Annotated in this window: 28 protein-coding genes; 9 read left to right on the top strand and 19 right to left on the bottom strand. The window is 60.6% G+C overall.

What is annotated here, in order from left to right; translation table 11 throughout:
• Nucleotides 1-19: 19 nt before the first annotated feature.
• Together ACR0DJ_RS13400 and era are read right to left on the bottom strand one after the other, a co-directional pair.
• Nucleotides 20-349 carry a DUF1491 family protein gene (locus ACR0DJ_RS13400; RefSeq protein ID WP_425080164.1) on the bottom strand — a complete coding sequence of 110 codons (330 nt, stop codon included), beginning with the start codon at nt 347-349 and terminating at the stop codon, nt 20-22.
• On the bottom strand, nt 346-1,254 hold the full coding sequence (gene era, locus ACR0DJ_RS13395) for a GTPase Era (protein WP_117869864.1): 909 nt from the start codon (nt 1,252-1,254) through the stop codon (nt 346-348). The genes ACR0DJ_RS13400 and era overlap by 4 nt, the downstream gene beginning before the upstream one ends.
• Nucleotides 1,255-1,413: 159 nt before the next feature.
• On the opposite strand from era, the gene ACR0DJ_RS13390 reads away from it, so the two are divergent.
• Entirely contained in the window at nt 1,414-2,796 is a 1,383-nt protein-coding gene (locus ACR0DJ_RS13390; RefSeq protein ID WP_480685286.1) for a multicopper oxidase family protein, read from the top strand.
• 2 nt (nt 2,797-2,798) lie between these two features.
• On the opposite strand, the gene ACR0DJ_RS13385 is transcribed toward ACR0DJ_RS13390, so the two are convergent.
• The 10 genes from ACR0DJ_RS13385 to folK all read right to left on the bottom strand — a co-directional run bounded on the left by ACR0DJ_RS13385 (nt 2,799) and on the right by folK (nt 10,577).
• Nucleotides 2,799-3,317, bottom strand: a complete 519-nt coding sequence (locus ACR0DJ_RS13385) for an N-acetyltransferase family protein (protein ID WP_480685285.1) — start codon at nt 3,315-3,317, stop codon at nt 2,799-2,801.
• A 4-nt stretch (nt 3,318-3,321) separates the two neighbouring features.
• On the bottom strand, nt 3,322-4,014 hold the full coding sequence (rnc, locus tag ACR0DJ_RS13380) for a ribonuclease III (RefSeq protein WP_171617537.1): 693 nt from the start codon (nt 4,012-4,014) through the stop codon (nt 3,322-3,324).
• The gene (gene lepB / locus ACR0DJ_RS13375; protein WP_480685283.1) at nt 4,011-4,850 is read right to left on the bottom strand and encodes a signal peptidase I; all 840 of its coding nucleotides are present in this window, start codon (nt 4,848-4,850) and stop codon (nt 4,011-4,013) included. Before lepB ends, rnc begins: the two co-directional genes overlap by 4 nt.
• Nucleotides 4,851-4,910: 60 nt before the next feature.
• Nucleotides 4,911-5,330 carry a holo-ACP synthase gene (gene acpS / locus ACR0DJ_RS13370; RefSeq protein ID WP_170344835.1) on the bottom strand — a complete coding sequence of 140 codons (420 nt, stop codon included), beginning with the start codon at nt 5,328-5,330 and terminating at the stop codon, nt 4,911-4,913.
• The gene (locus tag ACR0DJ_RS13365; RefSeq protein ID WP_480685281.1) at nt 5,327-5,950 is read right to left on the bottom strand and encodes a LysE family translocator; all 624 of its coding nucleotides are present in this window, start codon (nt 5,948-5,950) and stop codon (nt 5,327-5,329) included. The genes acpS and ACR0DJ_RS13365 overlap by 4 nt, the downstream gene beginning before the upstream one ends.
• Nucleotides 5,947-6,693, bottom strand: coding sequence for a pyridoxine 5'-phosphate synthase (locus tag ACR0DJ_RS13360; protein ID WP_170344833.1), 747 nt, complete (start codon nt 6,691-6,693; stop codon nt 5,947-5,949). The genes ACR0DJ_RS13365 and ACR0DJ_RS13360 overlap by 4 nt, the downstream gene beginning before the upstream one ends.
• Complete coding sequence (locus tag ACR0DJ_RS13355; protein WP_170344832.1) at nt 6,686-7,384, bottom strand: DUF2062 domain-containing protein; 699 nt, start codon at nt 7,382-7,384, stop codon at nt 6,686-6,688. The genes ACR0DJ_RS13360 and ACR0DJ_RS13355 overlap by 8 nt, the downstream gene beginning before the upstream one ends.
• Before the next feature lie 16 nt (nt 7,385-7,400).
• Nucleotides 7,401-9,533 carry a RelA/SpoT family protein gene (locus tag ACR0DJ_RS13350; RefSeq protein ID WP_170344831.1) on the bottom strand — a complete coding sequence of 711 codons (2,133 nt, stop codon included), beginning with the start codon at nt 9,531-9,533 and terminating at the stop codon, nt 7,401-7,403.
• Nucleotides 9,534-9,559: 26 nt separating this feature from the next.
• A complete protein-coding gene (gene rpoZ / locus ACR0DJ_RS13345; protein WP_117869873.1) occupies nt 9,560-9,913 on the bottom strand; it encodes a DNA-directed RNA polymerase subunit omega in 354 nt (117 codons plus the stop codon).
• 94 nt (nt 9,914-10,007) lie between these two features.
• Entirely contained in the window at nt 10,008-10,577 is a 570-nt protein-coding gene (gene folK, locus ACR0DJ_RS13340; protein ID WP_480685280.1) for a 2-amino-4-hydroxy-6-hydroxymethyldihydropteridine diphosphokinase, read from the bottom strand.
• Nucleotides 10,578-10,718: 141 nt separating this feature from the next.
• Here folK and ACR0DJ_RS13335 point away from each other — a divergent pair, with 141 nt between their 5' ends.
• The 7 genes from ACR0DJ_RS13335 to ACR0DJ_RS13305 all read left to right on the top strand — a co-directional run bounded on the left by ACR0DJ_RS13335 (nt 10,719) and on the right by ACR0DJ_RS13305 (nt 15,216).
• The gene (locus ACR0DJ_RS13335; RefSeq protein ID WP_117869875.1) at nt 10,719-11,294 is read left to right on the top strand and encodes a LabA-like NYN domain-containing protein; all 576 of its coding nucleotides are present in this window, start codon (nt 10,719-10,721) and stop codon (nt 11,292-11,294) included.
• Between the two features lie 190 nt (nt 11,295-11,484).
• Entirely contained in the window at nt 11,485-12,435 is a 951-nt protein-coding gene (ispH, locus tag ACR0DJ_RS13330) for a 4-hydroxy-3-methylbut-2-enyl diphosphate reductase (RefSeq protein ID WP_425080171.1), read from the top strand.
• Nucleotides 12,432-12,884: a DUF3429 domain-containing protein gene (locus ACR0DJ_RS13325; protein WP_257600120.1), complete on the top strand. Its 453-nt coding sequence runs from the start codon at nt 12,432-12,434 to the stop codon at nt 12,882-12,884. Before ispH ends, ACR0DJ_RS13325 begins: the two co-directional genes overlap by 4 nt.
• Nucleotides 12,881-13,468: a class I SAM-dependent methyltransferase gene (locus ACR0DJ_RS13320; RefSeq protein WP_425080172.1), complete on the top strand. Its 588-nt coding sequence runs from the start codon at nt 12,881-12,883 to the stop codon at nt 13,466-13,468. The genes ACR0DJ_RS13325 and ACR0DJ_RS13320 overlap by 4 nt, the downstream gene beginning before the upstream one ends.
• On the top strand, nt 13,461-13,928 hold the full coding sequence (rnhA, locus tag ACR0DJ_RS13315) for a ribonuclease HI (protein WP_171232686.1): 468 nt from the start codon (nt 13,461-13,463) through the stop codon (nt 13,926-13,928). The genes ACR0DJ_RS13320 and rnhA overlap by 8 nt, the downstream gene beginning before the upstream one ends.
• Nucleotides 13,925-14,548, top strand: coding sequence for a trimeric intracellular cation channel family protein (locus ACR0DJ_RS13310; protein WP_170344825.1), 624 nt, complete (start codon nt 13,925-13,927; stop codon nt 14,546-14,548). The genes rnhA and ACR0DJ_RS13310 overlap by 4 nt, the downstream gene beginning before the upstream one ends.
• Nucleotides 14,549-14,613: 65 nt before the next feature.
• Nucleotides 14,614-15,216: a COG3904 family protein gene (locus ACR0DJ_RS13305; protein ID WP_480685278.1), complete on the top strand. Its 603-nt coding sequence runs from the start codon at nt 14,614-14,616 to the stop codon at nt 15,214-15,216.
• A gap of 1 nt (nt 15,217) precedes the next feature.
• Here ACR0DJ_RS13305 and speB read toward each other — a convergent pair whose 3' ends face one another.
• From speB to def (ACR0DJ_RS13275), 6 genes are read right to left on the bottom strand one after another with little or no spacing between them, the layout of a single operon-like run.
• Nucleotides 15,218-16,039, bottom strand: a complete 822-nt coding sequence (gene speB / locus ACR0DJ_RS13300) for an agmatinase (protein ID WP_425080174.1) — start codon at nt 16,037-16,039, stop codon at nt 15,218-15,220.
• Nucleotides 16,040-16,099: 60 nt separating this feature from the next.
• Nucleotides 16,100-16,336: a GlsB/YeaQ/YmgE family stress response membrane protein gene (locus tag ACR0DJ_RS13295; RefSeq protein ID WP_152457067.1), complete on the bottom strand. Its 237-nt coding sequence runs from the start codon at nt 16,334-16,336 to the stop codon at nt 16,100-16,102.
• Nucleotide 16,337: 1 nt separating this feature from the next.
• Nucleotides 16,338-16,574 carry a hypothetical protein gene (locus ACR0DJ_RS13290; protein ID WP_170344822.1) on the bottom strand — a complete coding sequence of 79 codons (237 nt, stop codon included), beginning with the start codon at nt 16,572-16,574 and terminating at the stop codon, nt 16,338-16,340.
• Between the two features lie 6 nt (nt 16,575-16,580).
• Nucleotides 16,581-17,495: a methionyl-tRNA formyltransferase gene (gene fmt, locus ACR0DJ_RS13285; protein WP_480685277.1), complete on the bottom strand. Its 915-nt coding sequence runs from the start codon at nt 17,493-17,495 to the stop codon at nt 16,581-16,583.
• A 2-nt stretch (nt 17,496-17,497) separates the two neighbouring features.
• Entirely contained in the window at nt 17,498-17,992 is a 495-nt protein-coding gene (gene def, locus ACR0DJ_RS13280; protein WP_480685276.1) for a peptide deformylase, read from the bottom strand.
• The gene (gene def, locus ACR0DJ_RS13275) at nt 17,989-18,507 is read right to left on the bottom strand and encodes a peptide deformylase (protein WP_480685275.1); all 519 of its coding nucleotides are present in this window, start codon (nt 18,505-18,507) and stop codon (nt 17,989-17,991) included. Before def (ACR0DJ_RS13275) ends, def (ACR0DJ_RS13280) begins: the two co-directional genes overlap by 4 nt.
• Nucleotides 18,508-18,601: 94 nt before the next feature.
• Here def (ACR0DJ_RS13275) and ACR0DJ_RS13270 point away from each other — a divergent pair, with 94 nt between their 5' ends.
• Complete coding sequence (locus tag ACR0DJ_RS13270) at nt 18,602-19,774, top strand: MalY/PatB family protein (protein WP_480685274.1); 1,173 nt, start codon at nt 18,602-18,604, stop codon at nt 19,772-19,774.
• 164 nt (nt 19,775-19,938) lie between these two features.
• Here ACR0DJ_RS13270 and ACR0DJ_RS13265 read toward each other — a convergent pair whose 3' ends face one another.
• Nucleotides 19,939-20,292 (bottom strand): hypothetical protein, encoded by a 354-nt coding sequence (locus ACR0DJ_RS13265; protein ID WP_170344817.1) that lies wholly within the window; start codon nt 20,290-20,292, stop codon nt 19,939-19,941.
• Between the last annotated feature and the right edge of the window lie 109 nt (nt 20,293-20,401).

The following is a 20,401-nucleotide window of genomic DNA, read 5'->3' as shown; positions in this document are numbered from 1 at the left end:
AGACCCTTCAGTACCGTGGTCACTCCAGCCCCTCTTCGCCCAGCAGGTGCCGCCCCTGCCGGTCTTCGACCTCGATCACCCAGAGGTCGGGGTCAAAGCTGCGTTGGCGCTGGATGGCCTGGTCCACGTCGACCTCGGGGCCAGACGAGAGTTCGACCCATTTTCGTTCACCACTCATCAGATCAAAGCTGCGTTGGAACGCAACGGCCTGCCCGTCCAGCGTGTTCAGCTTGACCAGAACTGCGCCTGCCGTGTCATCGCCATGGGCCACCACATAGGCCGGGATATCCTGGAATCGCAGCCGCGCCAGATAGGCGTGGACCCAGAATTCGGCGGTCAGGCGGGTCATGCGTTTCCGTCTTTGAAATCCAGACCCATTTCCGAATACCGCTCGGATTCTTCCAGCCAATTGGGCCGGACCTTCACTTGCAGGAACAGGTGAATTTTGCGGTCGAGGAATTCTTCCAGTTCTGCCCGCGCAGCCTGGCTGACGGCCTTGATGGTCTCACCCTTCTTGCCCAACACGATGCCTTTGTGGCCGTCACGCATGACATAGATGACCTGATCGATCTTGGCAGAGCCGTCTTTGCGTTCTTCCCAGTTCTCGGTCTCGACGGTCAACTGATAGGGCAATTCCTGATGCAGGCGCAGGGTGAGCTTCTCGCGGGTCATTTCCGCGGCGATCATGCGCAGGGGCAGGTCGGCGATCTGGTCTTCGGGATAGAGCCAGGGGCCTTCAGGCAGTTCAGAGGCCAGCCACTTGCGCAGGTCTTCGACACCGTGGCCCTTTTCAGCAGAGATCATGAAGGTTTCGGCAAACGGGTAACGTGCGTTCAGGTCACTGGTCAGCGCCAGCAGCTTTTCGGACGGCACCTTGTCGATCTTGTTGATCGCCAACGCGATGGTGCGGCCCTGTCCGATTTCTTCCAGACCTTCGAGGATGCGCTCGACCCCTTCGGTGATACCGCGATGCGCTTCAACCATCAGGACAACGACGTCCGCATCTGCGGCCCCGCCCCATGCAGCAGCGACCATGGCGCGATCCAGGCGGCGGCGGGGTTTGAACAGGCCGGGCGTGTCGACGAAGACCAGCTGCGCGTCGCCTTCCATCGCCACGCCACGGATACGCGCGCGGGTGGTCTGCACCTTATGCGTCACGATGGAAACCTTGGCCCCGACCATGCGGTTCAGCAGGGTTGACTTGCCCGCATTGGGCTCTCCGATCAGGGCGATAAATCCGGCGCGTGTGGTCATGAGTCTGGCGATCCTGTTTGCAAGTGCGCACCCCTATAGCAGAAAGCTTCGACGGGCCAGAGGGATTTGTCGCATTGCGGCCATGCGGTTTCGATGTCAGATGAACGCAGACGCCCAGCCATTCACAGCCCGGCATCAAATCCGTTCAGTGAGGTTTTCATGAAACGTCGCGAGTTTCTTCTTGGAAGCAGCGCCGCTGCAAGTGTTTTGGGATTGGGAGCGTTGCCTCTGACGGCCAGCGATGCTGCGCAGGAGCTGGTGTTGCAACCTGCCAGCTATCGGTTGCGCGATCAGCCGACCATGGGGATGGTCAGCCTGTCACCGGATGCGCCGCCACCGGTTCTTTACGGCCGTCAGGGCGAGGTACTGCGTCTGACGGTGCGCAATACCCTGCCCGACTATACTGCGATGCATTGGCACGGTCTGCGCATCCGCAACGAGATGGACGGGGTACCCTACCTGACCCAGATGCCCATCGGCGAAAACGAAAGCTTTACCTATGAATTCACACCGCCGGATGCGGGCACGTATTGGTATCACCCTCATTGCATGACGATGGACCAGATGGCCCGAGGGCTGACCGGTGTGATGGTGGTTGCCGAACCGGAAGACCTAGGGTTCGACAGCGAGCAGGTGATCAATCTGCGGGATTTCCGGCTGGACGAAGATGGCGCGTTTCTGCCCGCTTATACCGCCCGCGGCGCGGCGCGGGCCGGCACGTTCGGCAACGTGCAGACCGCCAATTGGCAGAGCGAGGCAGTATATGACCACGCCGCGGGCAGCCTGGTGCGCGTACGGGTGGTCAACACGGACACGACCCGTATCTACAGGTTGCATCCCGAAGGGGCCGAGACCCGGATCATCGCATGGGACGGACATCCGGTAGAAACAGACGTGACACGGCCCACAGCAGCCCAGCCGCTCTTGCTGGCCCCGGGTCAAAGGGTGGATCTGGCGGTTCGGATGCCGGACGACGAGGGGCAGTCAGCCCAGCTGATGGCAAAGTTTCCCGGACAGAAACACCGCGCCATGGTCCGGTTGCGGGCCACGGGACAGTCCATTGCGCGTGATCTGCGAGAGCTGCGCCCATTGCGCCCGAACCCTGTCGCGCGCCCTGATCTGGGTCAGGCCGAGTTGCATGAGTTCGTGTTCGGCTGGACCCCGGAAGGCGGCGTCCCGAATGACGGGTTCTGCGGGTCTTTGGGCTATAGTTTCTGGTCGATCAACCGAACGCCCTGGCCGGGCGATGCGGCGCAGGGAGCCGGGCCACTGGCCGTGCTGCAACGAGGCAAGAGCTATGTTCTGCGACTGCGCAATGAATCGCCCAACCTGCACCCGATCCATCTGCACGGGCTGGCCTTTGTTCCGCTGACGTCGAACCTGCGCAAACTGCCACCGTTGCTGTCCGATACCATGCTATTGCTAAAAGACGAGACCGTAGACATCGCGCTGGTCGCGGACAATCCCGGCGACTGGGCGTTTCATTGCCACGTGATCGAACACCAGAAAACCGGACTGGCCGGGTTCATCCGGGTAATCTGACCCTAGCCCGGTGGTGACATGTTCAACGCCAGAACGTGGTTCGGATAGGCTTGGTACGCGATACGGAAATCCGTGACGCCGACCTGACGGAAGCCTTTGGACAGGTAGAAATCAATGGCCGGAGCGTTCTGGGAATTGGTCGTCAGCCAGATTTCGGGGCGGCCTTTGTTCCGGCAATGGTCAATGGCCACCTGCAACAACGCTGACCCGATGCCCTTTCCGTGGTGGCGCGGCTGCACGTAAAAGGTCACAATCTCAAGATCGGAAAGCCCGTCGATGGGGGCGGGACGGCCCTCTGCCAACCGAATGTAGCCATCGATTCCATCGCGGTTTTCAGACACCACCAGAAGATCACTCTCTTCCTCAAGCAGCGCTTCGAACCGTGCGGTTGTGAACTCGGACAATGCAAACTCGGCGAAGAAAGAACTTACGCCATGGCGCAGGTAGGTGCCGATCCAGACTTCGATCGACAACGCGGCCAGGCTGGCCGCGTCCGATTTCCGGGCTGGTCTGAGCTTCATGCCCCTAGGACGAGCTGGCCGGACTCAACCGCTCCAGCAAAGCTTTCGCCGCGGCCTGTTCGGCCTGACGTTTGGATCCTGCGGTGGCCTGTGCCTCGGTGCCGTCCTGAAGGCGGGCGGCGATGGTGAAGATCGGGGCGTGGTCCGGGCCGCTGCGTTTGATTTCGACGTATGAGGGCGGCTTTTGCCCACGCGCCTGCGCCCATTCCTGCAACGAGGTCTTGGCGTCACGCGCATCTGCCTCGACCTTGTGGATGCGGTCCCCCCAAAGCGCCAGGATGACATCGCGGGCAGCCTCGAACCCCGCATCCCGATAGATGGCGGCGATCACGGCCTCCATCGCATCGCCCAGCAGCGCTTGCTTGCGACGGCCACCGGACAGCATCTCGGACCGGCCGAGTTTCAACACCGCGCCCAGATCGATCTGGCGGGCCACATCTGCACAGGCCTCTTTGCGGACCAATGCGTTGAACCGGGGGGCCAACTGGCCTTCGGAGGCTTTTTTGTCAGCTTCAAGCAACGCGGTGGCCATGACCAGGCCCAGAACGCGGTCACCCAGAAACTCCAGCCGCTGGTTGTCGGGTCGGGTGGACGAAGACACCGAGCCATGGGTCAGCGCGCGCACCAGCAGTTCGGGATTTTTGAACTCATACCCCAATCGCCGCTGGAACGCCTTTATCTCAGACGAAAGCTTCAATTGACCGCCTTGAAGAACCGATCACCGCGCCATGTCCAGAAGAACAGCATCGAACGGCCCGCGGACGAGAACATGATCCGGTCGGCGCGACCGATCAGGTTTTCGTAAGGCACGTATCCGACACCGCCGGCAGATTGCGGCAGACGGCTGTCGCTGGAATTGTCACGGTTGTCCCCCATGAAGAAATAATGGCCCTCGGGCACGGTGTAGATGCCGGTATTGTCCGATGCCTGGTTGCCGATGTTCAGCACGTCGTAGGACACGCCATTGGGCAGGGTTTCGATCAGGCGCGATTTTTCACAGGTGCCGCCAATACCGACAGGGCCGTTTTCACAGCGCGGGCGCAGGCGCTGCGGGCCTTGCGGTTCCGCGACTTCGGCAAACACGCCATCGGGCTGCTGAGGAACCGGAGTGCCATTGAGGATGATCTGGCCATTGCGGACCTGGATCCGGTCGCCCGGCAAGCCAATCAGGCGTTTGATATAATCACGCCCGGTGACCGGATGGCGAAAGACGATGACATCGCCACGTTCCGGATCACCGCCCCAGATACGGGTATTGTCTTCGCCCTGCATCCAGCCACAGATATCTTCGGCATCCACGTTCAGGCCGACGCTGGGGATGATCAGGCTGGGGCAGGATGCGTAGGAATAGCCATAAGCCATCTTGTTGACGAAGAGGAAATCACCGATCAGCAGCGTCTGCTTCATCGAGCCCGAGGGGATCCAGAACGGCTGAAAGAAGAGGCTACGGAACACGCCGGCAATCAGCAGCGCATAGACGATAGTCTTGATCGTCTCCCAGACGGGATTTCCGGTCTTGGCTTCCTCGGCCATACTGCTCTCTCCAGTTCTTTGCTTGGCTTCGCTGCTACATGCGGGGGCGATGGGGGCAAGTCAAGGCTGCGTGGTGTGATCTTGAAGCGGACGCGCTTCGATCACCACGAAAGCCTGCGCCCAGGGATGGTCATCGGTCAGGGTGACGTGGATGATCGCCTCGTGCCCTTCGGGGGTCATTTCATTCAGGCGTTCGGCGGCCCAGCCTGTCACATGCATCACGGGCTGGCCGGTGCGCAGATTGGTGACGGCCATGTCCTTCCACGCGATGCCCATGCGCAGACCGGTGCCCAACGCCTTGGAACAGGCCTCTTTCGCGGCCCAGCGCTTGGCATACGTACCCGCGGTGTCGGCGCGGCGTTCGGCTTTGCGCTGTTCGGTGTCAGTAAAGACACGGTTGCGGAACCGGTCGCCGAACCGGTCGAGCGTGCCCTGGATGCGGTCAATGTTTGCAAGGTCTGTGCCGATGCCAAGTATCATGACAACCGCACCGTCAGGATCTTGTAACTCGCCACACCAAAGAACCCGGCGAAGGCGAAATCGAACCAGCGGCGGGCGCGACGGTAGGTTCGGACCATGCGTTCGGATGAAAACAGGAAGGCATAGCCGATAAAGATCATCAATGATCCCGCATAGAGCATGGCGAAATAGCCCAGCAGCATCGACAGGCTGGCATCATTGGGCGCGACGATGGCATAGATCGAGCCCCAGCTGAGGATCGCCTTGGGGTTGGTCAGGTGAATGGCCGCGCCTTTGGCAAAGATGGTCGGCAGCGCGCCCGTGACCGGTTTGCCCAAAGCGACCTCGTCCGAGGTCATCGCGCGGCGCAAGGCCTTCAGCGCCAGCCAACCCAGATAGGCCACACCGACATAGCGGATCACCTCGAACACCCAGACATTGGCCAGCATGATCGCCGACAGGCCAAGTGCTGCGGCAATGCCCCAGGCGGCGGACCCGGCACAGATGCCCAGCGCAAAGACCAGACCGGCACGGCGGCCCTCGTTCATGGCGGTTCCCGCAATGCCCATCGTGGCGGGGCCCGGAGAGCCTCCGGCCATCAGCCAGGCCAGCCAGATGGCGACAAAGCCGGGGGTGATCACGCCCGCGCCTCGTCCATCAGGCGACGCATTTCCTGAATGGCCGGGGTCAGGCCCAGAAAGATCGCCTCGCCAATCAGGAAATGACCGATATTCAGTTCCTTGACCTCAGGGAAGGCGGCAACCGGTTTTACGGTGTCATAGGTCAGGCCATGACCCGCATGAACCTCAAGCCCCAGCGAATGGGCGAAAGAGGACATCTGGCGCAGCGATTCAAGCTCGCGTTCGGCATCTTCCATGCGGCCTTCGGCATGGGCGTCGCAATAGGCGCCAGTGTGCAGCTCGATCACTTCGGCACCGATGCGATGCGCGGCCTCGATCTGACGCTGATCGGCGGCGATGAAGATCGAAACGCGACAGCCGACATCGCGCAGAGGGGCGATGAAATGCGCCAGCTTGTTTTCTTCGCGCGCGACTTCAAGACCGCCCTCGGTGGTGCGCTCCTCGCGCTTTTCGGGAACGATGCAGACCGCATGCGGTTTGTGGCGCAAGGCGATCTGCTGCATCTCGGGCGTCGCGGCCATCTCAAAGTTCAGCGGCACCGACAGAACCTCCATCAGCCCGTCGATATCGGCGTCCGAGATATGGCGTCGATCTTCGCGCAGATGCGCGGTGATGCCATCCGCGCCCGCTTCTTCCGCCAGTTTGGCAGCGCGCAGCGGATCCGGATAGTCCCCGCCCCGCGCATTGCGCACCGTGGCCACGTGATCGATGTTCACACCCAGACGCAGATGGTTCTCAGACATCCCTCGATTCCTTTTGCATGCTTTGGCCCGAGCCTAGAGGCTCTGCCGAAGAAACGGCAGCCGAATCTTCGGCCAAACGCTTGATTTCATCAAACTTCGCCTTGATTCTGGCGCGACGACGCTGCTGATACGTCAGGATCAGCGGCAGGCTGAGGTAATAGCAGATCACCCCCGCAACGAGGCCCGGAATGATCCCACCGATCATATAGGGGTAGAAGACGTCGTCGTAGAACTGCGACAGCCCGTGCCAGTCGGCCACGCGATCCGTAAACAACGCCAGGAAATTGTTCTTGAGATCCCCCAGGGCACTGGCGAATTTGCCCATAAGCCCCTGTGTGTCGCCTTCTTCGTATTCGGTGCCCAGCAGGAAATGCCCGGTCTGAAGACAGATCACTCCGATCGGAACATAGGTGAGCGGGTTGCCGAAAAACGTGCCGCTGAGCGCGGCCAGAATGTTCCCCTTGATCAGCCGGGCACCGATGGCGGCGACAAGAAAATGCAACCCGTAAAACGGCGTAAAGGCCGCAAAGACGCCCGCCCCTATACCGCGCGCGATCCGGTCAGGGGTATCCGGCAAGCGCCGGACGCGGTGTTTCACGTAATGGAAGGCGCGGGTCCATCCGCCACGCGGATAGACGAAATCCGATGCGATCTGGACTGGAGAGCGTCGGTCTCGGCGCTTGAATACCACCCGTGATCACCCCTTCTCAGCCAGCCGCAACCGAAGTTTTGACCTGATCCCGATACCGTTCGACCGCAGCAACATCGCTTTCCGCCTCCAGCATCAGCATGAGTGAGTGAAGCTGTTCAAGGTCGCGCAGTTCGACATTGATCAGAAGGCGGTAAAAATCCGGTTTGCGATCGACAAACTCGAGGTTCGAGATATTGGCCTTTTTCTCGCCGATCAATGTGCAAATACGCCCCAGAACCCCGGCATCGTTGCCAATGGTCAGATCCAAAGTCGCGCCATAGACGGCCGGGTGCGTGCCCGAATGCCAGTGCAGATCGACCCAACGGTCAGGTTCGCCTTCGAACTCGCTAAGCCGGTCGCAATCGATGGCATGTACAACCACGCCCTTGCCCCGGTAGGTGATGCCGACGATCCGTTCCCCCGGCAGCGGCTGACAGCAGGGGGCGCGGTCGAACTTCTGTCCCGGCTCCAGACCGATCACTGCACGGCGCAGCGGAATGGCGTCGCCGTCGTCCTTGGCAAGTTCGGGATAGACGGCCTGAACCACCTCATGCGCAGTCAGCTCGGCACTGCCAAGGCGGGCCAGCAGCTCGTGCCGATCTTTCAGGCGCAGGTGTTTCGCCGCGGTATCGAGCGCCTTGTCGGTCGCCTTGCGGCCCACGTGCTCGAAACCGGAACGGGCCAGTTCCTTGCCCAGCTTGATGAATCGTTCCCGGTCCACCTCGCGCAGGGCGCGGCGAATGGCGGTACGGGCCTTGCCGGTGACTGCAATCTCCAGCCACGTGACCTGTGGCGTCTGACCATCGGCGGTGATGATGTCCACGGACTGGCCATTTTTGAGCCGCGTCCAGAGCGGAACGCGGATACCGTCAACCTTGGCCCCGACACAGGCGTGACCGATCCGGGTGTGAATGGCATAGGCAAAATCGATCGGTGTCGCGCCACGTGGCAGCTTCACCACGTCGCCCTTGGGGGTGAAACAGAACACCTGGTCCGAATACATCTCGAGCTTGACGGCTTCGAGGAAGTCTTCGTGATCTTCCTCGTTGTCGAACTGCTCGGTCAGGTTGGAAATCCACTTGGCCGGATCGACGGCGAACGGGTTCTCGGTGCGCACACCGTCACGATAGGACCAGTGCGCCGCGACGCCGGTTTCGGCCACGTCATGCATCTGGCGGGTGCGGATCTGCACCTCGACCCGTTTACCGTCCCGGCCGGAAACGGTTGTATGAATCGAACGGTAACCGTTGGATTTGGGCTGGCTGATATAGTCCTTGAAGCGCCCCGGCACCGCGCGCCAGCGCTGGTGGATGGCACCCAGGGTTCGATAGCAGTCTTCCTCGGTCTGGGTGATGATGCGGAACCCGTAGATGTCGGACAGGCGCGAGAAGCCCTGATCCTTTTCCTGCATCTTGCGCCAGATCGAATAGGGTTTCTTGGCGCGGCCGAACACCTCGGCCTCGATGCCCACTTTCTCCAGCTCGTGCCGCATGTCGCCGGTGATGCGGTGGATCACGTCGCCGGTTTCCCGTTGCAAAGTGATAAAGCGACGGATGATCGACTGGCGGCCTTCGGGGTTGAGGACACGGAAAGCCAGATCTTCCAGTTCCTCGCGCATCCACTGCATGCCCATCCGGCCCGCAAGCGGTGCGTAGATATCCATCGTCTCGCGCGCTTTGACGATCTGTTTTTCGGGACGCATCGCCTTGATCGTCCGCATGTTGTGCAAACGGTCGGCGAGCTTGACCAGAATGACCCGCAGGTCCTTGGACATGGCCATGAACAGCTTGCGGAAGTTCTCGGCCTGCTTGGTCTCGCGGCTGGACAGTTGCAGATTGGTCAGCTTGGTGACGCCGTCGACCAGTTTGGCGACCTCATCCCCGAATAGTTCAGCCACCTTGCCATAGTTGGCCTTGGTGTCTTCGATCGTGTCGTGCAGCAGCGCCGTGATGATAGTCGCATCATCCAGACGCTGTTCGGTCAGGATGGCGGCAACGGCAACGGGATGGGTGAAATAGGGCTCGCCGGAATGGCGAAACTGCCCTTCGTGCATCTGCTGGCCGAATTCGTAGGCCAGCGCAATGCGGTCGGCATTCGTCTTGGGATTGTAGTTGCGGACCAGCGCAATCAGATCGTCAGCAGAAATCATCCGGTCCGCACCTTCGTCTTCAGGGCTTACCCCTGCCCTTGAGCCTCCATCAGAGCGCGCAAGAGCTTCTCTTCCGACATGTCGTCCATGGCGGGTTTGTCCGTTTCGGCACCCATCAGCAGCGCCATCTGATCTTCTTCGGGCTCGTCAACCTCGATCTGGGTCTGGTTGGCCTCGATCAGGCGCTCGCGCAGTTCGTCCGCGCTTTGGGTTTCGTCGGCGATCTCACGCAGAGACACGACAGGGTTTTTGTCGTTGTCGCGGTCAACGGTAATCGCTGCACCGGCGGAAATCTCACGCGCCCGATGGGCGGCGAGCATCACCAGCTCGAACCGGTTTGGAACCTTGTCTACGCAATCTTCAACCGTCACGCGGGCCATTGGGCGCTCTCCGTTTCTGAATCCATGTCAGGAAGGGGTTTATCTAAGCGCGAATCCGCGCCTTGACAAGCAGGAAATGCTGCATTTGCACGGATCACAGCGCCGTGACCGCCGCAACCTCTGCCGCGGGAAGGGTCTGGATCATCTCGCAGACCGTGCGACCCAGAACCGGATGGCGCCAGTCGGGCACGATATCGGCCATCGGCACGAGGACAAAGGCGCGATCCTGAAGGCGCGGATGCGGCAAGATCAACTGATCCGGTGCCTCTTGCCTTTGCGCGTCGGTCGGCAGGGTCAGCCAGCGATCAAACGTGGCGCGATCCGGCAGGACCTGATCCTGGAAACAGACCAGATCCAGATCCAGCGTCCGCATCCCCCAGCGCTGCACCCGTTCGCGCCCGAATTCCTGCTCCACCTCGTGCAGCACCTGCAACAGCTGCGACGGAGATTTCTCGGTCGCAATCAGCGCCGCGGCATTCACATAATCCGGGCCGGCCCCGGCGGGAAAGCACGGGGTAGCAAAAAAACGACTGACAGAGCGAATCACCACATCGTGACGCGATAACGCGTCAAGCGCGTTCTGAAGTGTTACAGCGGGACCATTTCCTCTCAAATCGAGATTTGCGCCCAGCGCAACAACGGCATTTGGCATGGATTTGCTCATGTGATACCCTACATTCGACACATTGCATACTTGCGATAACCGACAGAAGTTCTAATTATAGGCCTACCAGCGCGCGTCATTTTATCACTCACTCACTCACGTAACGCGGCACGCACTGGATTATACCGGAAGGGAACATTTATGTTTTATAAAGACGAACGGCTAGCGCTGTTCATCGACGGCTCGAATCTTTATGCCGCGGCAAAAGCACTCGGTTTCGACATTGACTACAAACTTCTGCGGCAGGAATTCATGCGCCGCGGCAAGCTTCTGCGGGCCTTCTACTATACAGCGCTGCTGGAAAACGACGAGTATTCGCCGATCCGTCCATTGGTTGACTGGCTGCATTACAACGGCTTCACCATGGTCACGAAACCGGCCAAGGAATACACCGACAGCATGGGGCGTCGGAAAGTCAAAGGAAACATGGATATCGAGCTTACCGTCGATGCCATGGAACTGGCGCCGCGCGTCGATCATATCGTGCTGTTCTCGGGTGATGGGGATTTCCGCCCGTTGATCGCAAGCCTGCAACGGCAGGGTGTGCGCGTATCGGTGGTTTCGACCATCCGCAGCCAGCCGCCGATGATCTCGGACGAACTGCGCCGCCAGGCCGACAATTTCATCGAGTTGGAAGACCTGCGCGATGTCATCGGCCGCCCGCCGCGTGAAATGCCAACGGAGCATCGCAGCGTCGCTGTTGCCAGCAACAGCTGACTAGGCGACAGGCCTGTCATGATGGGGAAAAATCGCGCGGTCAGGACATCGGTCCTGGCCGCGCTTCTTTAACAAGGTACAGGTGCTTAAACATCACCCGATTAGCAACGATTCGTGTCAGAGGAATGACGATGTCCTGTCTGGACCAAGGCCGGGAAAAGACTTACCTGTGCCATAAGGAGACAGCCTGATGAAAAAGCCGCCACTGACACTTTACCTTGCCGCCCCACGCGGGTTCTGCGCCGGTGTGGACCGTGCCATCAAAATCGTTGAGATGGCTTTGCAGAAATGGGGCCCACCGGTCTATGTGCGCCACGAGATCGTGCACAACAAATTCGTGGTCGATGGCCTTCGCGCCAAAGGGGCCGTTTTCGTCGAGGAATTGCAGGAATGCCCCGATGACCGCCCCGTGATCTTCTCCGCCCACGGGGTGCCGAAATCCGTTCCCGCCGAGGCTGCCCAGCGCGAGATGATCTATGTGGACGCCACCTGCCCCCTGGTCTCGAAGGTGCATGTCGAGGCGCAGCGCCACGCGGAAGCGGGGTTGCAGATGATCATGATCGGCCACAAGGGCCACCCCGAAACCGTGGGCACCATGGGGCAGTTGCCCGAGGGCGATGTGCTGCTGGTCGAAACCGTGGACGACGTGGCCACGGTGCAGGTGCGTGACCCGGATAAGCTGGCCTTTGTCACCCAAACCACCCTTTCGGTCGATGACACCAAGGATATCATCGCCGCCCTTCAGGCCCGGTTCCCGGCCATTGTCGGACCGCACAAGGAAGATATCTGTTACGCCACCACCAACCGGCAGGAAGCGGTGAAGGCCGTGGCCCCCAAGGCGGATGCTTTGCTGGTTGTGGGCGCTCCGAACTCATCGAACTCGCGCCGCCTTGTCGAGGTTGCCTCGCGCGAGGGGTGTCAGTACGCGCAGCTGGTCCAGCGCGCCACCGAGATTGACTGGCGCGCGCTCGAGGGTATCTCGACCGTGGCTGTCACCGCAGGCGCGTCGGCCCCGGAAGTTCTGGTAAACGAGGTGATCGAAGCGTTCAGCGCGCATTATGATGTCACCGTCGAGCCGGTCGAGACCGCTGTTGAAAACGTCGAGTTCAAAGTCCCCCGCGTGTTGAGGCAACCGGCGTGAACGGAGTGCCGAAAGCGCCGCTCTATCTAGGGCTGGCGGGACTGATCCCGTTTGTCTGGGGCGTCCTGACCTATCTGAACGGCGACCTGAATGCCTGGGGCGTGCAAACCTTTGGCCCACGTTTCGTGGGGCCCTATGTGCAACTGTTCTATGGATCGGTCATCCTCAGCTTCATGTCCGGTGTTCTCTGGGGTTTTGCCACCAAGACATCAGGCAGCAAGGCGGCCCTGTGTTATCTGTTGTCGGTTCTGCCCGCGCTTTGGGCCTTTGCCATGACAGGGGGTGGGCCGGTGAATGCGGGCACCAATCTGATGTATGGCTTCGCTGGCTTGTTGTTGCTGGATGCCCTGTTTTCCTACTGGCGCCTGACACCGGTCTGGTGGATGCGGTTGCGCATCCTGCTGACCGCGGTCGTATTGGCCAGCCTTGCAGTCGGAGTGTACCTGTGACCGATGAACGTACGATCAACGCCTATACAAACAAGGTGGCCGAATATCTGAAGATCCCTCTGCCGCCCGAGCAGCTTGAGGCGCGTCAGGCTTTCGCCGATGCGGTCGGCGCAGGCGGCTATGTGCTGGATCTGGGGTCCGGACCGGGGTCGGACAGCGGGTTCCTGATGCGTCAGGGGCTGAAAGTTCGGGCACTGGATGCCACGCCAGCCTTTGTCGAACATGCACGCGAAAACGGTGTGGATGCACATCTGGGTACGTTCGATGACGTCACCGAGACGGCCGAATATGACGGGATTTACGCCAGCTTTTCCCTGTTGCACGCGCCGCGCGCAGATTTCCCGCGCCATCTGCAAGCGATCCACAGGGCTCTGAAACCCGGTGGACAGCTGTTTCTGGGGATGAAGCTGGGCACTGGTGAACACCGGGATGATCTGGATCGTTATTATTCCTATTACACGGAGGCCGAGATCGAGGACGCCTTGAACAAGGCCGGGTTCACGATTGATCGCGCAGTCCACGGCATCGGAAAAGGCCTGGCCGGATCGTATGACGGGTACATTCTGGTGTTCGCCCATGCCTGAATTGTTTGCCTATACGGACGGTGCCTGTTCCGGCAACCCCGGCCCCGGCGGCTGGGGCGTGCTGCTGCGCGCGATGGACGGGGACAGGGTTCTGAAAGAGCGTGAGCTCAACGGGGGCGAGGCCGAGACGACCAACAACCGGATGGAGCTGCTGGCCGCCATCAGCGCGCTTGAAGCGCTGGAGCGACCGTCGAAGATTACCGTCGTCACCGACAGCGCCTATGTAAAGAACGGCGTCACCGGGTGGATTTTCGGTTGGAAACGCAACGGCTGGAAAACCTCGAACAAGAAGCCGGTCAAGAATGTCGATCTGTGGCAGCGTCTGGATGAAGCGCAGGAACGGCATGATGTGACATGGGAATGGGTCAAAGGGCACGCAGGCCACCCCGAGAATGAAAAGGCCGATGAGCTGGCACGGGCCGGAATGGCGCCGTTCAAACCGAAAAAGGCACAGGCGTGACCGCACTGACGCTGCTGGACTATGCCTCGGTTCTGATCTTCGCGTTGACAGGGGCGCTGGTGGCCAGCCGTGCCCAGCTGGATCTGGTAGGATTTGCCTTCATGGCCTGCCTGACCGCCGTCGGTGGCGGTACGGTGCGCGACCTTCTGCTGGATCGTCACCCGGTCTTCTGGGTCGGGCAGCCGGATTACATCCTGATCGCAGTCGCGGCTTCGGTCCTGGTGTTCTTTACAGCACATCTGGTGGAAAGCCGTTATAACTGGCTGGTCTGGCTGGACAGTTTTGCACTGTCGGTGGCTGTCGCGGCCGGAACCGGCGCGGCGCTGTCGCTGGATCAGTCCGGCGTCATTGTCGTTTTGATGGGTGTGACCACCGGATGCCTGGGCGGGCTGATGCGTGACGTGGTCTGCAACGAAGTACCGCTGGTGCTGAAACAGGGCGAGCTTTATGTGTCCTGCGCCTTTACAGGTGCTCTGACTGCGGTGCTGGCTTCCGGGTTGGGGGCGGCGCCTGCGTTTTCACTGGGTCTCTGCGCCCTGGTGTGCTGGGCGTTGCGCGCCGGATCGTTGACGTTTGGCTGGCAATTGCCGGTCTACAAAAGCCGGCCGCCGCGCAACTGAGCCCGACAGTGGACGCCAAAGCGGCATGCTGATACCCCTTTTGAAAGCACAGCCCAGAGGCCAACGTGACATTCAGACTTGCATCCATCACAGCCTGCCTGGCCCTGCTCGCCTCATGCGGCGCGTATTACACCCCGGTCAGTTTTGTTGCGCAGGGCGACCAGATCATCGCCTCGGGCACGATTGACGAGACGACGCTGTCTGCCTTTGAGGAAGTGAAAGCCCAAAACCCCGAAGCCCGCACTCTGGTTCTGCGCTACATTGAAGGATCTGTTGACGATGACGCCAATGTCATCTTCGCCCGTGAAGTGCACAGGGCCGGGTTCGACACCGTCGTGCCCTCGAACGGTCTGGTTGCCAGCGGGGGTACCGATCTGTTTCTGGCCGGAAACCGCCGCGTGCTGCAACCGGGGGCCTGTGTCGGTGTCCACAGCTGGGCCGGGTCAGGTCTGGTGGCGACCGACTTGCCCGAGGACGACCCCGAACATGATCGATACCTGGACTATTTCAAGGATATCGGCGTGGATGAGGAATTTTACTGGTACACCCTCTATGCTGCCCCGGCCGACAGTATGCACTGGATGAACGCCACCGAAGCGAACCGTTTTGGTTTGACCACCAGAGGTGCTCCGGCACTTGGGTCTGCGACGGAGTGCGACGAAAGGTAAACTAGCCGTTCAACAAGCGCGCGCCGATTTCCTTGACGAACTTCGCGGCCACCATCGCCGTCATGCCATGGGGGTCGCGATGCGGGTTGAGCTCGACGATATCCGCACCGACCAACTGGCCTTTGAACCGGTGGATCAGGTCGACAACCTCGCGCGTGCTCAGCCCACCGGGTTCATGATGCGAGACGCCGGGGGCAAAGGCCGGGTCCAGCGCATCCAGATCCAGTGACAGGTAGACCGGGCCATCGAATGAAATCTGCAAATCGGGGCTCCAGTTGCGCATGTCGATCACCTCGACGCCGAACCTGTCGGCCTGTTCGCGCTGATGGGCGTTCATGGTGCGGATGCCGACCTGCACCAGACGCTTGACCGGACAGGTCTCCATCACCCGGGCAAAGGGGCAGCCATGGCCGAGCGGTCCGATATCCTGCGTGTCGTACAGATCCGGGTGGCTGTCGATATGCAGGATGTTCAGGCCTTCGTACCGGTCTGCATGGGCCTTGATCAGCGGATAGGCCACGGAATGGTCGCCGCCCAGCGACAACAGGCGCGCGCCGGTTGCGATCCGTTTCGCCGCTTCGGCCTCGATCCGGTCAATCGGTTCCTGCCCGCGCATCTCAAAAACATCCAGATCGCCGCTATCCCGGAACTGGGCGCTTGCACCCAGATCGGTGCCATCCTCGGCGGTCAGGTTGGCCGCGCCGGAATGCAGCGCCTCGCGGATGCGTCCGGGGGCGAATGCCGGCCCTTGCAGGAACGAGGAATGCAGATCCAGAGGAATGCCCATCAAAGCGACATCACCCGGCTTCAGTTCGTACGGCATCATCACTCCCCTTTTTACTTGAATGTGATCTGGATGGAGGAATGGCGCCGGGTCAAGGGGTTACCGGCGCAGGTAGGTCTGCCAGATCCAGATCACCAGCAATGCACCCAGAACCGCCCCGACAAAACCAGACAGCCACCCCATAACGGTTACAAGAAACCGCAGCAGCATCCCTCCGATCAGGGCCCCGACAATACCGATCAGCATGGTCGTCGGGATGTCGGCCTCGATCCGCATCAGGCGGGTGGCAAGAAATCCGGCAGCTGCACCGATGATGATCAGGGCGACGATTGGCATGTCATTTCCTCCAGTGGGTCGGCACGATGATCAGGGCGCCAACAGAGGAAATCACCGCATCCAGCCCCGGAGGACCAAAGCTGATGCCGAACATGATACGGACGAAATAGAACAGGAACGCCCCGCCCACACAGATGATGATGGACTGCAAATAGCCGTTATGGGTGAAACCGGTCTGTTCGGACAGATACCCGACGATCCCGGCAATCACGACAGTGCCCATCATCACCATGAACATATGGCTTTACTCCGAAGACATCCGGGTGCCGACCGGGATTGGCCAGCCCCGCAGGAAGGTTTCCCTATCCTGCGCGCCTTTGCCCGCCCTTTGCAAGCGCAGCAGTTCTATGGCGCCCTGCCCGCAGGCCACATACAGATCGTCATTCAGAACCTCGCCCGGTGCGCCCTGCCCTTCGGCCAGACGCGAGGCGAGGAGCTTTATCCGGTTGCCGTCGATCTCGGTCCAGGCCCCGGGAAAGGGCGACAGGCCGCGGATCTGCCGATCGACCTCGACAGCGGGGCGCGACCAGTCCACGCGGGCCTCGGACTTGTCGATCTTGGCAGCATAGGTGACACCATCTTCGGGCTGCGGTTCAGGGGTCAGCCCGGGCAGCTTTGCCAACGCCTCGACAATCAAGGCCGCGCCCATCGCCGAAAGCCGGTCATGCAGGTCCGCAGTGGTTTCCTCGGGCCCGATATCGGTGGCCTGCCGCAGCAGAACGGGGCCGGTATCAAGGCCCGCCTCCATTTGCATGATACAGATGCCGGTTTGCGCATCGCCTGCCATGATCGCCCGATGAATCGGAGCCGCCCCGCGCCAGCGCGGCAACAGGCTGGCATGAATGTTCAGGCAGCCATGAGTCGGTGCATCGAGGATGGGCTGGGGCAGGATCAGACCATAAGCCACAACCACCGCCACATCCGCGTTCAGTGCCGCAAAACTGTCCTGTTCTTCGGCCGGTTTCAGCGAGGTTGGGTGACGCACGTCCAGACCCAGCGCCTGGGCCCGCGCGTGAACCGGCGTTGGGCGATCCTTCTTGCCCCGCCCCGCCGGACGCGGGGGTTGGCAATAGACGGCGGCGATCTCATGCCCGGCCTCGACCAGTGCATCCAGAACCGGCACCGAGAAGTCCGGGGTTCCCATGAAAACAACGCGCATCTTTACCCCTGTTTCTTGGCTTTGCGCAGCAGCATGTCGCGTTTGACCTTGCTGAGCCGGTCAAAAAACATCCGGCCATTCAGATGGTCGATCTGGTGCTGGACACTGGTGGCCTCGATGCCGACAAAATCGCGACGGTCCACCATGCCCTGCTCGTTCAGGAATTTGACAGTCACTGCACGCGGACGTTTTACCGCGGCCGACACGCCCGGCAGGTTCGGACTGGCCTCTTCATGTTCACGCAACTCGATCGAACTGTGCAGGATTTCCGGGTTCGCCAGACGCACGGCCTTGCCCCGCTCGGCCGACCCATCGACCACGGCCAGCCGCAACATCACTCCAATCTGCGGTGCGGCAAGACCGACACCGGGCATGGCCTCCATCGTGTCGATCATATCCTGCCAGATCCGGCGAATGTCATCAGTGATTTCAGTCACTTCATCCGCCTTGGTGCGCAAGCGTTTGTCGGGCCAGGGCAGACAGGTACGGACGGTCATGCGCGCGCCCGTTCACGTTTGAGCTTTTGCATCTTGCGGGTAATCATCTGCCGTTTCAGCGGTTTGAGATAGTCGATGAACAGCTTGCCGTTCAAATGGTCGATTTCATGCTGCACGCAAGTGGCCCAAAGCCCGTCAAAGGTTTCCTTTTGCAGGTTTCCCTTCTCGTCCATCCAGGTGACATCGACCACCTTGGGGCGGGTCACTTCGGCATATTGATCCGGGATCGACAGGCACCCTTCTTCGTACACATTGGTTTCCTCGGAAGAGGCGATGACCTCGGGGTTGAACATGATCAGCGGGCGCGGTGTTTCGCCTTCTTCCTTGATGCAATCCAGCACGATCAACCGTTCCAGCACACCGATCTGCGGCGCGGCGAGGCCAATCCCGGGCGCGTCGTACATGGTTTCCAGCATGTCGTCAGCCAGCGTGCGCAGCTCGTCCGTCAGCTCGGACACAGGCGCGCAGACCTTTTTCAGGCGGGGGTCGGGATGGATCAGAATAGTGCGTTTCATGAGGCTGATTTAGGCCATCCCGCCCCGCGCCGCAACGCCCCCCTTGCACCTGCCCGATTTGCGGTTAGCTTTCGGTCAAGAAAATGGAGCAGACATGACTTTCAACGACCTGATCGACCGCCGGGGCACCAACAGTTCAAAATGGGACAAGATGGAGATGCTGTATGGCGTCTCGCCCGAGGACGGTCTGGCCATGTGGACGGCCGATTCCGATTACCAAACGTCACCCTGCGTGATCGAGGCCGTACGCAAAGCCGCAGATCACGGCGTGTTCGGCTATTCATGGATGCACCCGGATTACCTGGCCTCGGTTCAGTGGTGGATGAAAACCCGCCACGATTGGGAAATCGACACGCATTGGATTCTGACCACGCAGGGCTTGGGCAATGCAATCGCCCTGTCGCTGGATGTCTGGACCGATCCTGGTGATGGCATCGTGATCTTCACCCCCGTTTACCACGAGTTTGCCCACAAGGTGAACAAATCGGGCCGCCGGGTCGTGGAATGCCCTTTGGTGCGGGACGGCGACAGTTACGGCCTTGATCTGGACGACGCCCAGTCCCGGCTGGACGGGTCCGAGAAGATGCTGCTGTGGTGTTCGCCGCAAAACCCGTCGGGTCGCGTCTGGACGCCCGATGAGTTGCAGGCCGTGGCCGCGTTTGCGGAACGGAACGGTTTGATCCTTGTATCCGACGAGATTCACCACGATCTGGTCTATCCCGGCACAAAATTTGTGCCAATGGACGTGGCGGCCCCGAATGCACGCCCGTGGACCGTGACGCTGACTGCGGCATCGAAGACCTTCAACATCGCCGGGCAGCGGACCGGCAACATGATCATTCCAGATCCCAAACTACGCGCGGCCATGAAGCAACGGCTGCAAACATTGGATTACGATCCCAGCGCCCTGGGCGTGGCGATGATCACTGCTGCCTACAGCCCCGAAGGGGCCGAATGGGTGGATGCCCAGATCGCGCATCTGGAGGAAAACCGGCGTCTGTTCGATCAGACCATCGCCGAGATTCCGGGGCTCTGGTCGATGCCCTTGCAGGCGACCTATCTGGCCTGGGTCGATTTCTCGGGCACCGGCATGGATCACGCCGAATTTGTCCGCCGTCTGCGCGAGGACGCACGGATCGCAACATCGTCGGGTCCGGGCTTTGGCACTGGAGGCGAGACGTTCGAACGGTTCAACCTCGCCACGCAACGGGCGCGGGTCGAGGAAGCTTGCCTGCGGCTGAAACGAGCTTTCGGGGATCTGCAATAAGTATGCGTCGGCCGGGGCTTGCAAACCCTGCCCTGTTGTTTACAGGGGCCGGTTGATTGGCTGACGCTGCTTGGCCCGCGCGGGCCTGCCTTTATGGTGGCACCGCAAGCCTCTGGTATCGACCAAACCCTGACCGAAACCGGAACTCCGGTTGAAATTCGCCCTCAGTCGTCATGCCCCAGCAGGGCGATCGGCGCATCGGGCGCGCGGTAAAAGTCAAGCGGCGCGCTGTCATGGGCCGCCGTGCTGCGTTTGAATTCATACCGCATCTCACCGCCCTCATCCTCATCCGCGACGATGAGACACTGATAGAGGTGGTTGGCCCCGTCAAAGATATCGACAAGCCCGCGCAGGCGCGGCGTGGTTTCCGCCTCAACCGTAAAACCGTCTTTCCACAATTTGAGTATTTTGTAGGTATTGTCGCCCATTTCCACCCGTAAACGGCTGGCTTTTTTCAATGTCGCGATTCGGGCCGCGTCCAACTCGGCGCGTATTTCCTTTGAAACATAGGTACTCATAAATCCGTTCCCCCGTGAATGACCTCTATTGTGCGGGAAAAGTTGTAAAAATCCAGTGAACCACGTCACAGACTGCGATCTGACGGAGCTTTGTTGCACAGAAATCCCG

Source organism: Ruegeria sp. BF10 (assembly GCF_056538725.1).
Note: the sequence above shows the minus strand (reverse complement) of the source record. Positions and strands in the feature narration are given on the sequence as shown.

Bases quoted from the DNA above. Each gene is read 5' to 3' on its own strand.
- ACR0DJ_RS13400 (WP_425080164.1), bottom strand. From the start codon at position 349: ATGACCCGCCTGACCGCCGAATTCTGGGTCCACGCCTATCTGGCGCGG.
- era (WP_117869864.1), bottom strand. From the start codon at position 1,254: ATGACCACACGCGCCGGATTTATCGCCCTGATCGGAGAGCCCAATGCG.
- ACR0DJ_RS13390 (WP_480685286.1), top strand. From the start codon at position 1,414: ATGAAACGTCGCGAGTTTCTTCTTGGAAGCAGCGCCGCTGCAAGTGTT.
- ACR0DJ_RS13385 (WP_480685285.1), bottom strand. From the start codon at position 3,317: ATGAAGCTCAGACCAGCCCGGAAATCGGACGCGGCCAGCCTGGCCGCG.
- lepB (WP_480685283.1), bottom strand. From the start codon at position 4,850: ATGGCCGAGGAAGCCAAGACCGGAAATCCCGTCTGGGAGACGATCAAG.
- acpS (WP_170344835.1), bottom strand. From the start codon at position 5,330: ATGATACTTGGCATCGGCACAGACCTTGCAAACATTGACCGCATCCAG.
- ACR0DJ_RS13360 (WP_170344833.1), bottom strand. From the start codon at position 6,693: ATGTCTGAGAACCATCTGCGTCTGGGTGTGAACATCGATCACGTGGCC.
- ACR0DJ_RS13350 (WP_170344831.1), bottom strand. From the start codon at position 9,533: ATGATTTCTGCTGACGATCTGATTGCGCTGGTCCGCAACTACAATCCC.
- rpoZ (WP_117869873.1), bottom strand. From the start codon at position 9,913: ATGGCCCGCGTGACGGTTGAAGATTGCGTAGACAAGGTTCCAAACCGG.
- folK (WP_480685280.1), bottom strand. From the start codon at position 10,577: ATGAGCAAATCCATGCCAAATGCCGTTGTTGCGCTGGGCGCAAATCTC.
- ACR0DJ_RS13335 (WP_117869875.1), top strand. From the start codon at position 10,719: ATGTTTTATAAAGACGAACGGCTAGCGCTGTTCATCGACGGCTCGAAT.
- ispH (WP_425080171.1), top strand. From the start codon at position 11,485: ATGAAAAAGCCGCCACTGACACTTTACCTTGCCGCCCCACGCGGGTTC.
- rnhA (WP_171232686.1), top strand. From the start codon at position 13,461: ATGCCTGAATTGTTTGCCTATACGGACGGTGCCTGTTCCGGCAACCCC.
- speB (WP_425080174.1), bottom strand. From the start codon at position 16,039: ATGCCGTACGAACTGAAGCCGGGTGATGTCGCTTTGATGGGCATTCCT.
- ACR0DJ_RS13295 (WP_152457067.1), bottom strand. From the start codon at position 16,336: ATGCCAATCGTCGCCCTGATCATCATCGGTGCAGCTGCCGGATTTCTT.
- ACR0DJ_RS13290 (WP_170344822.1), bottom strand. From the start codon at position 16,574: ATGTTCATGGTGATGATGGGCACTGTCGTGATTGCCGGGATCGTCGGG.
- fmt (WP_480685277.1), bottom strand. From the start codon at position 17,495: ATGCGCGTTGTTTTCATGGGAACCCCGGACTTCTCGGTGCCGGTTCTG.
- def (WP_480685276.1), bottom strand. From the start codon at position 17,992: ATGACCGTCCGTACCTGTCTGCCCTGGCCCGACAAACGCTTGCGCACC.
- def (WP_480685275.1), bottom strand. From the start codon at position 18,507: ATGAAACGCACTATTCTGATCCATCCCGACCCCCGCCTGAAAAAGGTC.
- ACR0DJ_RS13270 (WP_480685274.1), top strand. From the start codon at position 18,602: ATGACTTTCAACGACCTGATCGACCGCCGGGGCACCAACAGTTCAAAA.
- ACR0DJ_RS13265 (WP_170344817.1), bottom strand. From the start codon at position 20,292: ATGAGTACCTATGTTTCAAAGGAAATACGCGCCGAGTTGGACGCGGCC.